The organism is Bradyrhizobium sp., from assembly GCF_028868675.1.
In the GTDB taxonomy this organism is placed as follows: Bacteria; Pseudomonadota; Alphaproteobacteria; order Rhizobiales; family Xanthobacteraceae; genus Bradyrhizobium.
The window spans coordinates 1-11,654 of the sequence record NZ_JAGWUA010000156.1 but is presented as its reverse complement, the minus strand read 5'-3'; the positions used below and the strand labels follow the sequence as shown (position 1 = coordinate 11,654).

Annotated in this window: 10 protein-coding genes and 1 tRNA gene; 5 read left to right on the top strand and 6 right to left on the bottom strand. The window is 65.6% G+C overall.

Annotated features, from left to right (window positions below; genetic code table 11):
- The 3 genes from KGM94_RS18515 to lon form a co-directional block, all read left to right on the top strand.
- Window positions 1-453 (top strand): ATP-dependent Clp protease proteolytic subunit (locus tag KGM94_RS18515; protein WP_300262519.1); only part of this gene is annotated, 453 nt, incomplete at its 5' end.
- Window positions 454-873: 420 nt separating this feature from the next.
- Window positions 874-2,145: an ATP-dependent Clp protease ATP-binding subunit ClpX gene (clpX, locus tag KGM94_RS18510; RefSeq protein WP_018320118.1), complete on the top strand. Its 1,272-nt coding sequence runs from the start codon at window positions 874-876 to the stop codon at window positions 2,143-2,145.
- A gap of 318 nt (window positions 2,146-2,463) precedes the next feature.
- Window positions 2,464-4,887, top strand: a complete 2,424-nt coding sequence (lon, locus tag KGM94_RS18505; protein WP_300262514.1) for an endopeptidase La — start codon at window positions 2,464-2,466, stop codon at window positions 4,885-4,887.
- A 271-nt stretch (window positions 4,888-5,158) separates the two neighbouring features.
- On the opposite strand, the gene KGM94_RS18500 is transcribed toward lon, so the two are convergent.
- Window positions 5,159-5,235: transfer RNA gene (locus KGM94_RS18500), tRNA-Val, on the bottom strand.
- 154 nt (window positions 5,236-5,389) lie between these two features.
- Between KGM94_RS18500 and KGM94_RS18495 the strand changes: the two genes are divergently transcribed.
- Complete coding sequence (locus tag KGM94_RS18495) at window positions 5,390-6,799, top strand: cytochrome P450 (RefSeq protein ID WP_300262511.1); 1,410 nt, start codon at window positions 5,390-5,392, stop codon at window positions 6,797-6,799.
- Window positions 6,800-6,828: 29 nt separating this feature from the next.
- Complete coding sequence (locus KGM94_RS18490; RefSeq protein ID WP_300262508.1) at window positions 6,829-7,689, top strand: methyltransferase domain-containing protein; 861 nt, start codon at window positions 6,829-6,831, stop codon at window positions 7,687-7,689.
- Between the two features lie 15 nt (window positions 7,690-7,704).
- Here KGM94_RS18490 and KGM94_RS18485 read toward each other — a convergent pair whose 3' ends face one another.
- From KGM94_RS18485 to pepT, 5 genes are all read right to left on the bottom strand, one after another.
- Complete coding sequence (locus KGM94_RS18485) at window positions 7,705-8,679, bottom strand: cation diffusion facilitator family transporter (protein ID WP_300262505.1); 975 nt, start codon at window positions 8,677-8,679, stop codon at window positions 7,705-7,707.
- 52 nt (window positions 8,680-8,731) lie between these two features.
- Entirely contained in the window at window positions 8,732-9,346 is a 615-nt protein-coding gene (locus KGM94_RS18480; RefSeq protein WP_300262502.1) for a class I SAM-dependent methyltransferase, read from the bottom strand.
- A 67-nt stretch (window positions 9,347-9,413) separates the two neighbouring features.
- Window positions 9,414-9,614 carry a hypothetical protein gene (locus KGM94_RS18475; protein ID WP_300262500.1) on the bottom strand — a complete coding sequence of 67 codons (201 nt, stop codon included), beginning with the start codon at window positions 9,612-9,614 and terminating at the stop codon, window positions 9,414-9,416.
- A gap of 47 nt (window positions 9,615-9,661) precedes the next feature.
- Window positions 9,662-10,384 (bottom strand): hemerythrin domain-containing protein, encoded by a 723-nt coding sequence (locus KGM94_RS18470; protein ID WP_300262497.1) that lies wholly within the window; start codon window positions 10,382-10,384, stop codon window positions 9,662-9,664.
- Window positions 10,385-10,532: 148 nt separating this feature from the next.
- On the bottom strand, window positions 10,533-11,654 hold a 1,122-nt coding region (gene pepT / locus KGM94_RS18465), incomplete at its 5' end, for a peptidase T (RefSeq protein ID WP_300262494.1).

Sequence of the window (11,654 nt, the reverse complement as noted above, 5' to 3'; positions counted from 1 at the left end):
GAGAATCCGAAGAAGGAAATCTCGATGTACATCAACTCGCCGGGCGGGGTGGTGACGTCGGGACTCGCGATCTACGACACCATGCAGTTCATCCGTCCGCCGGTGTCGACGTTGTGCACGGGGCAGGCCGCCTCGATGGGCTCCCTGCTGCTCGCCGCCGGCGAGAAGGATATGCGCTTCTCGCTGCCGAACTCGCGCATCATGGTGCACCAGCCCTCCGGCGGCTTCCAGGGCCAGGCCACCGACATCATGCTGCACGCGCAGGAAATCCTGAACCTGAAGAAGCGGCTCAACGAGATCTACGTGAAGCACACCGGCCAGACCTACAAGGCGATCGAGGACGCGCTGGAACGCGACAAGTTCCTGACCGCCGACGACGCCAAGGCCTTCGGACTGGTCGACAAGGTGATCGACAAGCGCGCCGAAGAGCCCGCGGTCGCGAAGGCGCCTTGAGGAGAGGGGCGACGTCAGGGCGGCATTGACGTTAATGGTGCGTTCGCGAAATGACGCGAAACGTTTTTGCGCCCTGCGGCAGGAGAAAAGTTCCGCTTTCGTGCCGGTTTTTTCGTGGTAATCCGGCAACGCCGGCCTGATTTCGATCAGTTCGCCCGTGCCAGGCCGCTAAATCACGGTATTGTAACGGGTATCCGGCGGCCGTCCGATTAGCGAATTCTTGATAGTCGGGTGACAGCATGGTTGGCTACGACTGTTCGGTTATGATCGCGGGAGAATCGAGTGACCGTGATTCGCGCGGCGTGTAGCGCGCAGGGTCTTTTTTGGTACGGAATTTGCTCTATCTCAACGCCATGACGGCGGTTTTGCCAAAATGGTGCGATCGGGCGGAGATGGATCGAACCGCGGACGGAGACATGAATGAGTAAGGTCGGTACGAGCGACTCCAAGAACACGTTGTATTGCTCGTTCTGCGGCAAGAGCCAGCACGAAGTTCGCAAGCTGATCGCGGGTCCCACCGTCTTCATCTGCGACGAGTGCGTCGAACTCTGCATGGATATCATCCGCGAGGAGAACAAGTCCTCGCTCGTGAAGTCGCGCGACGGCATTCCGACGCCGAAGGAAATCTGCAAGGTGCTGGACGATTACGTGATCGGCCAGAGCCATGCCAAGAAAGTGCTGTCGGTCGCGGTGCACAACCACTACAAGCGCCTCAACCACCAGACCAAGCACAACGACGTCGAACTCGCGAAGTCCAACATCCTGCTGATCGGTCCGACCGGCTCGGGCAAGACGCTGCTCGCCCAGACGCTCGCCCGCATCCTGGACGTTCCCTTCACGATGGCCGACGCCACGACGCTGACCGAAGCCGGCTATGTCGGCGAGGACGTCGAGAACATCATCCTGAAGCTGCTGCAGGCCGCCGACTACAACGTCGAGCGCGCGCAGCGCGGCATCGTCTACATCGACGAGATCGACAAGATCAGCCGCAAGTCCGACAATCCGTCGATCACCCGCGACGTGTCCGGCGAGGGCGTGCAGCAGGCTCTCCTGAAGATCATGGAAGGCACAGTGGCCTCGGTGCCGCCGCAGGGCGGCCGCAAGCATCCGCAGCAGGAGTTCCTGCAGGTGGATACCACCAACATCCTGTTCATCTGCGGCGGTGCCTTCGCGGGCCTGGAGAAGATCATCTCCGCGCGCGGCCGTTCGACCTCGATCGGCTTTGCGGCGCAGGTGATGGCGCCGGAGGACCGCCGGACCGGCGAGATCTTCCGCCACGTCGAGCCGGAGGATCTGCTGAAGTACGGCCTGATCCCCGAATTCGTCGGCCGTCTGCCCGTGGTCGCGACCCTGGAAGACCTCGACGAGACCTCGCTGAAGAAGATCCTGACCGAGCCCAAGAACGCGCTGGTGAAACAATACCAGCGGCTGTTCGAGATGGAAAACATCGAGCTGACCTTCGCCGACGAGGCGCTTGGCGCGGTCGCCCGCAAGGCGATCGAGCGCAAGACCGGCGCGCGCGGGCTGCGCTCGATCCTCGAGGCCATCCTGCTCGAGACCATGTTCGACCTGCCGGGCCTGGAAGGCGTCGAGGAGGTCGTGATCTCCCGCGAGGTGGTGGAAGGCACGGCGCGTCCGCTCTACATCTACGCGGATCGCTCCGACCGCGCCGTCGAGAACGCCAGCGCCTGACGTGGCGCCGACAGGCGGAATCGTATCGCCGGATCCGATGGCTGCGGAAGCGTATTCCCGCAGCTATCGTCGTGTCGCATGACAGCCCGCAAGCAATGAATGGCGGGTATTTTTCAATGACTTGACACCCCCCGCGGCGATAGCCACCTAATGGCATCGGCGAATGGAGTTCTCTCCGAAGATTCGCCTTGAATGCTGGTCCGGCGGTGCCGGTCCGAATCCGATCAGGACCGCTCGATAGGATCATCTCGGCACCTTGTGGTGGTCGCGCCTCGACGGCGGGCTGCGTGCACGGGGGCAAAACAAAAGGAACAGGCCATGACGAGTCCCAAACCCCGGCCAACGATCGTCCACGGCGAGACGCACGCCTATCCCGTGCTGCCGCTGCGCGACATCGTCGTCTTCCCGCACATGATCGTGCCCCTCTTCGTTGGCCGCGAGAAATCGATCCGCGCGCTCGAAGAGGTGATGAAGAACGACGCGCTGATCATGCTGGCGACGCAGAAGAACGCCTCCGACGACGATCCTGCGCCCGATGCGATCTACGAGACCGGGACGCTCGCCAGCGTGCTGCAGCTCCTGAAGCTGCCCGACGGCACCGTGAAGGTGCTGGTCGAGGGGCTCGAGCGCGCGCGCGTGCAGAAATACACCGAACGCGCCGACTATTACGAGGCGACCGCGGTCGCGCTCGCCGATACCGATGCGAAGTCGGTCGAGGCGGAAGCGCTGGCGCGCTCGGTCGTGTCGGACTTCGAGAGCTACGTGAAGCTCAACAAGAAGATCTCCGCCGAGGTCGTCGGCGTGGTGCAGGCGATCACCGATTTCGCCAAGCTCGCCGACACCGTTGCCTCCCATCTCGCCGTCAAGATCGCCGATCGCCAGGGCATCCTGGAGACGCTGTCGGTCACCTCGCGCCTGGAGAAGGTGCTGGGGCTGATGGAGAGCGAGATCTCGGTGCTGCAGGTCGAGAAGCGGATCCGCTCGCGCGTCAAGCGCCAGATGGAGAAGACGCAGCGCGAGTACTATCTCAACGAGCAGATGAAGGCGATCCAGAAGGAGCTCGGCGACGACGACGGTCGCGACGAACTCGCCGACCTCGAGGAGAAGATCGCCAAGACCAAGCTTTCCAAGGAAGCGCGCGAGAAGGCGCAGCACGAGCTGAAGAAGCTGCGCCAGATGTCGCCGATGTCGGCGGAAGCCACCGTCGTGCGCAACTATCTCGATTGGCTGCTGTCGATTCCGTGGAACAAGAAGTCCAAGGTCAAGAAGGACCTGCCGGCGGCGCAGGCGATCCTGGACGCCGACCATCACGGGCTCGAGAAGGTCAAGGACCGCATCATCGAGTATCTCGCGGTGCAGTCGCGCGCCAACAAGCTGACCGGGCCGATCCTGTGCCTGGTCGGGCCTCCCGGCGTCGGCAAGACCTCGCTCGGCAAGTCGATCGCGAAGGCCACGGGGCGCGAATTCGTGCGCGTCTCGCTCGGCGGCGTGCGCGACGAAGCCGAGATCCGCGGTCACCGCCGCACCTATATCGGCTCGATGCCCGGCAAGATCATCCAGTCGATGCGCAAGGCCAAGACCTCGAACCCGCTGTTCCTGCTCGACGAGATCGACAAGATGGGCGCCGACTTCCGCGGCGATCCGTCCTCGGCGCTGCTCGAGGTGCTGGACCCCGAGCAGAACTCGACCTTCAACGACCACTATCTCGAGGTCGACTACGATCTCTCCAACGTCATGTTCATCACGACCGCGAATACGCTCAATATTCCGGGCCCGCTGATGGACCGCATGGAGATCATCCGGATCGCCGGCTACACCGAAAACGAGAAGGTCGAGATCGCGCGCAAACACCTGATCCCGAACGCGGTGTCCAAGCACGGCCTGGATTCCAAGGAATGGTCGATCGACGACGACGCGCTTCTGCTTCTGATCCGCCGCTACACCCGCGAGGCGGGCGTGCGCAATCTGGAGCGTGAGCTCTCCACGCTCGCCCGCAAGGCGGTGAAGGAGCTGACGATCTCCAAGAGGAAGTCGGTCAAGGTCACCGAGAAGACTCTGGAGGAGTTCCTCGGCGTGCCGAAATTCCGCTTCGGCGAGATCGAAAGCGAACCGCAGGTCGGCATCGTCACGGGCCTGGCCTGGACCGATGTCGGCGGCGAGCTCCTGACGATCGAAGGCGTCATGATGCCCGGCAAGGGCAAGATGACGGTCACCGGAAACTTGCGCGACGTGATGAAGGAATCGATCTCGGCGGCGGCGTCCTATGTTCGCTCGCGCGCGATCGTCTACGGCATCGAACCGCCGCTGTTCGACCGGCGCGACATTCATGTCCACGTGCCGGAGGGCGCAACCCCGAAGGACGGTCCGTCCGCGGGCGTCGCGATGGCCACCGCGATCATCTCGGTGATGACCGGCATTCCGGTCCGCCACGACGTCGCGATGACCGGCGAGATCACGCTGCGCGGCCGCGTGCTGCCGATCGGCGGGCTGAAGGAGAAGCTCTTGGCGGCCGCCCGCGGCGGCATCAAGACGGTGCTGATCCCCGAGGACAACGCCAAGGATCTCACGGAGATTTCCGATGCGATCAAGGGCGGCATGGAGATCATCCCGGTCTCGCGTCTCGACGACGTCGTCGCCCGCGCGCTGGTGAAGAAGCCGGTGCCGATCGTCTGGGAAGAGGACACCAAGGTGACGGTGAAGCCGGACGGCGACGAAGCCGCCGGCGGCCTGACCGCCCACTGAGATCGCGACGAGACATGATGGAGCGGCGCCTTCGGGCGCCGCTCTTGTCTTGGGAGGACGCGCGCTTTCAGCATTTTTGCGGCGAGCGCGGCAGGTCTGGTGTCAGTCGGCGGCAGTGTGGATCGATGTCGTGTCCGGCCTATCGGGCCGGCTGAGGGATTGAGCTTTGGATCGTCGAGCCGAAATTCTCCGGTGAGCCGGCCTTCGCTTGCTTCGCGCTGGCCTTGGCTGACCTGGCAAGCCGTCGCTCGAGAAGCGAGTGAGTGAATGCTGGTGGGCGGTCACGGATTCGAACCGCGGACCCTCTCGGTGTAAACGAGATGCTCTAACCAGCTGAGCTAACCGCCCCAGTCGCCTCTTTAGCCCTGCCCTGGGTGGATCTGCAAGGGCGGAAGGTTCCAGCCAGTCCGCGTCATGCCGGCACGGACTGGACGCGGCGCGGAACTCTGGCGAAACTCCGGCTTTGTTTATTGTTGCTTTCAACTTTGCATTGTCGGTTTCGATGTTGCGCATTTCCGAGCCCGGAATCGGGGAGGAGTTTCGGCCGCCGGCGCCCCGTCCGCAGGACCGGCGGCTGGGTTTGCTCAGCCTGCTCGCGACCCTGAGGCGCAACCCCCTGGAATGCTGGAGCGCGGAGTATTTTCGCGAGCCGATTGCCAGAGTGAGACTGCCCTTCACGACGGCCCACCTCGTTCACGATCCCGCAGCGATCCGGCACGTGCTGGTCGACAATGCCGGCAACTACCGCAAGGACCCGATCCAGCGCCGTATCCTGGCGACCGGCCTCGGCGATGGGCTGTTGAGCGTCGAGGGCGAACGCTGGGACGTGCAGCGCCGCACGCTGGCGCCGCTGTTCGCGCGGCGGACGGTCGCCTCCTTCACCGCTTCCATGCTGGCGGCGGCGGACCGGCTCGCCGAACGCTGGCGGACTCTCGGCGCCGAGAGCACCGTCGACATGGTCGCGGAGATGACGCTGATCACGCTCAACGTGCTTGCCTTGACCATCTTCTCCGACGGCATCGCCCGCGACTATGACGAATTCCGCACCGCGATGAACGGCTATTTTGCCGTGATCGGCCGCATCGGTGCGCTCGATCTGCTGGGCGTGCCGCCATCGGTGCCGCGGCCCGGACAGGGGCGCCTGCGCCGGACCATGGCCTATTTCGAAGGAATCATCGAGGAGATCATCGAGGCGCGCCGGACGCGGCTGGCATCGCAGCCCTCCGGCGACGGTCCGTCCGATCTCCTGACGCTGCTGTTGCGCGCGCTCGATCCGTCGACCGGGCGCGCGATGTCGTTCGCCGAGGTGAGGTCGAACATCCTCACCTTCCTCTCGGCCGGGCATGAGACCACCGCGAACACGCTGGCCTGGTCGATCTTCCTGCTGTCGCAATCGGCCGACTGGCGCGCGCGGGTGCGGGAGGAGGCCGAGCGCGAACTGGATGGTCCGGTCGAGGGCCTCGCCGACCGTCTGGCCGTGACGCGGGCCGTCGTCGAGGAGACGCTGCGGCTCTATCCGCCGATCGCGGCGCTGAGCCGGATGGCGGAGCGCGCGGATACGCTCGGCGACGTCGAGGTGAAAGCGCGCTCGCTGATCGTGATCGCACCCTACGTGCTGCACCGGCATCGGGCGCTGTGGGAGCGGCCGGACGTGTTCGATCCGTCGCGCTTCCTGCCGGAGGCGCGCGGCGCCATCCCGCGCTACACCTATCTGCCGTTCGGGACCGGCCCGCGCACCTGCATCGGCGCCGCCTTCGCCCTGCAGGAGGCGACAATCGTGCTCGCCGTCCTGACGCGGCGCTTCGACATCGCGCTGCTGCCCGACGTCAAAGTTTGGCCCCTGCAGAGAATTACGCTACGACCCTCCGATGGTTTGCCGATGCGCGTCACCTCGCGCGGACGGGGTCGGTAGCCGGGCTGCCGACGATGGAAAGGGTTGTCATGAGTTTGCCGAGCGGACACGAGGCCAACGCCGACCAGATCGCGTATTGGAACGGACCGAGCGGGCAGCGCTGGGCCGACCGGCAGGCATCGCAGGAGATCTTACTCGGGCCGATCGCCGACGTCCTGATCGAGCGTGCGGCGCCAAGACCGGGCGAGCGCGTGCTGGACGTCGGGTGCGGCTCCGGCGCGACGACGGTGGCGTTTGCGCGCGCGGTGGCGCCGAACGGCTTTGCGCTCGGCCTCGACGTCTCGGCTCCCATGCTGGCGCAGGCGCGCGCCACCGCCCCGAAGGGCCTGCCGCTCGATTTCGTGCAGGCCGATGCCACCGTCCATGCTTTCGAGCCCGCGAGCTTCGATCTCATGACCTCGCGCTTCGGCGTGATGTTCTTTTCCGATCCGGTCGCGTCCTTCAGCAATCTTCGCCGCGCCCTGAAGCCGTCGGGGCGGCTCGCCTTCATCTGCTGGCGCGAGCCGCGCGAAAATCCCTGGATGATGGCGCCGCTGCAGGCGGTGTACAGGCACGTGCCGAAGATGCCGCCGGTCGGGCCCGAGGATCCCGGCCCGTTCGCCTTCGCTTCCGAGGAGCGGGTGATGCGTATCCTCAAGGACGCGGGATTCGCCGGCGTCGCGATGCAGGCGCACAATCTGCCGATGGACGTCGCGATCGGCGGCGGCCTCGAGGCCGCGGTGGAGGGCGCGCTGCAGATCGGTCCGGCCACCCGCGCGCTCGAAGGCCATCCGCCGGAAGTGCGCGAGGCCGCCAGGAATTCGATCCGCGAGGTGCTGGCGCCGTTCGCCAGGGGACAAGCGGTGTTGCTGCAGGGCTCGGTCTGGATCGTGACGGCGAGGACGTCGTAGGCAGCGGGCGCTCCTTCACACCACATCGTCGGGCGCGAGCGCGCAACCGTTGTCGGGGTGCGTCTCGATCTGCAGCGTGGCGTGGCCGATGCCGAACGACGTCTGCAGCAGATGCGCGGTTTCCATCAGAAAGCCGTCGCCGGGGTGGCCGCCCGGCATCACGAGGTGGCAGGTCAGCGCCGTCTCGGTCGTGCTGATCGGCCAGACGTGGAGGTCGTGGATCGCGGATACGCCCGGCCGCCGCGCCAGAAATTCCCTGATCGCAGCAAGGTCGGTGCCGCGCGGGGCCGCGGCCATCGACATGTCGACGGAGCTGCGCAACAGGCTGGTGGTGCCCCAGAGGATGGTGGCGCAGATCGCAAGGCTCGTGACCGGATCGAGCCAGAGCCAGCCGGTCCAGACGATCAGGCCTGCCGAGATGACGACGCCGAGCGAGATCGCAGCATCCGCCGCCATGTGCAGGAAGGCGCCCTCGATGTTGATGTCGTCCTTGCGACCGCCGGCGAACAGCAGCGCGGTGGCGCCATTGACGAGGATGCCGATGCCGGCGACCGCCATCACCGTGATGCCGGCGACCGGCTCCGGCTCCCGCAGCCGCAGGATCGCCTCCCAGCCGATCGCGCCGATCGCGACCAGCAGGAAGACGGCGTTGGCGAGCGCCGCCAGGATGGTGGAGGCGCGGAAGCCGTAGGTGAAGCGGCCGCTCGGCGCGCGCTTGGCCGCGACCGAGGCGCCCCAGGCCACCACGAGGCCGAGCACGTCGCTCAAATTGTGGCCGGCGTCGGCGAGCAGTGCGGTGGAATTGGCGAGGTAGCCGAAGGCCCCCTCCGCGACGACCAGCCCGATGTTGAGCGTGATTCCGATCGCAAATGCCTTGCCGAAATCGGCGGGCGCATGGACGTGCGCGCCGCCGTGAGCATGGGTATGGGCATGTCCGGCGTGGCCGCCGTGATGGTGATGATGGCCGTCATGGTGGTCGTGGTTATCCACGTCTAACATTCCCCGGATGCCGCTTCTGCCGGGCGGCGTCAGAGCAAGATCCTCAGCGAGGCACGGCCGTCCCTTCATATAGGAACGTCATCGGCTTTGGCCCCTGAATGTAGCCCTGATGGAGGTCTTCGATGGAAAAGCCGCTCTCGCGGATCAGTTCGGCGATGGCGCGATTGAGGTGACAGCCGCCGGAAATGCATTTCCATGGCGGCGTCAGATGGTCCTGCCACCATTGCACGCGCGGCTCGGGCGCGCGGCCGTGCTCGACGAACAGGAGCTTGCCGCCGGGCTTCAGGATCCGGCGCGCTTCCGACAGCGCCTGGCCGAGATTGGGGATGCTGCACATGGTCCAGGTCGTCACCACGGTGTCCACGCTGGCTCGTTCCAGCGGGATCGCCTCCGCCGTGCCCTCGATCAGCTCGACCGGAACCGCGCTGCTCCGACTGGCGTCGCGAGCGATCTGCAGCAGGCTTGCCGAGGGGTCGAGGCCGATGACCGCGGTCACGGCCGGGGGATAGAAGGGAAGATTGAGACCCGGGCCTATTCCCATCTCCAGCACGCGGCCGGTGGCGCCGGATGCGACCCGCGACCGGTACGGCACGAGCTGCGCCTGCCGCATCGCCAGATGCGTCAGCCAGGGGACAATCGTGTCTCGATAGAAGCTCATGCGATCGCCTCGCTGGTTCGGCGCATTGTAGGGCGCGTAGGGAGTCGGGCCAACAAGCGCCCCGGCCTCACGCACGGGCCGGCTGCCTTCGCCGCGCCAGGATGAAGATCGGCAACGATGACAGTTGCACCGCCATCGAGAAGCCGATCAGGGCGGGAATGGAGTGCTCGTACAGGATGCCGCTGACGAGGCTACCGACCAGCCAGCCGGCGCCATAGCCGGCGTAGTAGAGGCCACAAGCCAGGTTGCGCTGTCCTTCGGGCAGCATTTCGGCAACGATCGCCTTCAGCCATGCAGGTCTCGGAGTCCGGGAGCTCAGCGCGGCGTGAACTGATTGAGGTCGTGGATGCCCATCCGCTGCTCGAGTTGCGCGACGCGCGCGGCCATCTTCTCAAAACCGTCCTCGCCGAACAGCCGGTGTTCTTCCTTCTCGAAATCCTCGGCCATCGAATCGTATTCGTGGGACGACACCACGTCCTTGAGCTTGGGAAACAGGTCGGTGTCCTCGCGAGCGGCATGCGGCCGGTACATGGTGATGAACGACTGCATGCTCGACACGAGCTGGTTGCGGTCATCGCCATCGTCGCGGCCGGAGGGTGCAAGGCGAATGATCGTCGCGGTGAGCTTGCGCCCCGCCCGGTGCTGCTGCAGCAGCGTGTCGACCAGGTCGACCATCTTGCCGGCCTTCCTGAAGCGCGGAAACACGTGCTCCTCCTCCGACTTCTCATGGTAGTCGTTGATGAAGTCGCGGATGATTTCGCCGGACTGCTGCAGCAGGGCGGGGTCGAAATCCTCCTTCGCCGCAAATTTGCGGATACCGGCCTCGTAAAGCAGGAGCACGCGGTCGAGCACCCCGTGCTCGCGCATCAGGTCCTCCGGCGGCGAGACCTCTTCGCCTGTCTTGCTGGTGACGATCTCCTTGAGCTTTTCGCCGACGCTCTCGCCCGGCGCGGGCCGCATCATGCCGGCGGTTGCGAGCGCGGCAATTGTTCCGCCGCACAGCACCAGATTGCGCTTGGTCAGCTCGATGGATGTCATGCGCGCCTCCGGTCGGCCGCCCGGGAACGAACGTCCGCGCACCAACCCGCTCCTCGCCGCCCGGTTCCAGGACGCGCTTGCACCGGCCCGCAGCGGATCGCGGCCTGTGCGGCGGGTCAGTCACATCAGCCGCGATCTTGCACCGATCCTACGCCCGCTCTTCCCAGATCATGGCGAGATGCACGATGGTCTGCGCCGCCTTCTCCATGTCCTGCCGGCTGACCCATTCAAGGCGCGAGTGGAAGGCGTGCTCGCCGGCGAAGATGTTGGGGCAGGGCAGGCCCATGAAGGAGAGGCGCGAGCCGTCGGTGCCGCCGCGGATCGCGGTGCGCATCGGGCGCAGGCCGGCGCGGCGGATCGCCTCGATGGCATATTCGAGCACATGCGGGTGACGGTCGATCACCTGCTTCATGTTGCGATACTGCTCCTTGACCTCGAACCGATAGGTCGAGCGCGGATAGTCCTTCATCACGTCCTTGACGATGGTCTCGAGCAGCGCCTCCTTCTCCTTCAATCCTTCCTCGCTGAAGTCGCGCACGATGAAGGACAGCGTCGCCTGCTCCAGCGAGCCGGAGACGCCGATCGGATGCAGAAACCCCTGCTTGCCCGAGGTGGTCTCGGGCGAGCAGCCCTCCTTCGGCAGGCGCTCGACGATGGCGGACGCGATCTTGATCGCGTGCTCCATCTTGCCCTTGGCGTAGCCGGGATGGGCGCTGACGCCGTGGATGGTGATGGTGGCGCCGTCGGCCGAAAAGGTCTCGTCCTCGATATGGCCGGCGCTTTCGCCGTCCATCGTGTAGGCGAAGTCGGCGCCGAGCTTCTTCACATCGACCTTGTCGACGCCGCGGCCGATCTCCTCGTCGGGTGTGAACAGGATCTTGATGGCGCCGTGCTTGATCTGCGGGTTCTGGATCAGGAAGCGCGCGGCATCCATGATCTCGGCGAGGCCGGCCTTGTTGTCGGCCCCCAGCAGCGTGGTGCCGTCGGTCGTGATGATGTCATGGCCGATCTGGTCCTTGAGCGCGGGGTGCTCGGCGGCGCGGATCACCTGGGCGGGATCGGCCGGCAGCACGATGTCGCCGCCCTGATAATTCTTCACGAGCTGCGGCTTGACGTTGGCCCCGGTGCAGTCGGGCGAGGTGTCCATGTGCGAGCAGAAGCAGATCACCGGCACCTTCTTCGGCGTCGTGGCCGGGATGGTCGCATAGACATAGCCGTGCTCGTCGAGATGCGCGTCGGCGAGGCCCAGCCCCTTCAGCTCGGCGGCGAG

Coding starts and splice junctions, on each gene's coding strand:
- clpX (WP_018320118.1), top strand. CDS start 874: ATGAGTAAGGTCGGTACGAGCGACTCCAAGAACACGTTGTATTGCTCG.
- lon (WP_300262514.1), top strand. CDS start 2,464: ATGACGAGTCCCAAACCCCGGCCAACGATCGTCCACGGCGAGACGCAC.
- KGM94_RS18495 (WP_300262511.1), top strand. CDS start 5,390: ATGTTGCGCATTTCCGAGCCCGGAATCGGGGAGGAGTTTCGGCCGCCG.
- KGM94_RS18490 (WP_300262508.1), top strand. CDS start 6,829: ATGAGTTTGCCGAGCGGACACGAGGCCAACGCCGACCAGATCGCGTAT.
- KGM94_RS18480 (WP_300262502.1), bottom strand. CDS start 9,346: ATGAGCTTCTATCGAGACACGATTGTCCCCTGGCTGACGCATCTGGCG.
- KGM94_RS18475 (WP_300262500.1), bottom strand. CDS start 9,614: ATGCTGCCCGAAGGACAGCGCAACCTGGCTTGTGGCCTCTACTACGCC.
- KGM94_RS18470 (WP_300262497.1), bottom strand. CDS start 10,384: ATGACATCCATCGAGCTGACCAAGCGCAATCTGGTGCTGTGCGGCGGA.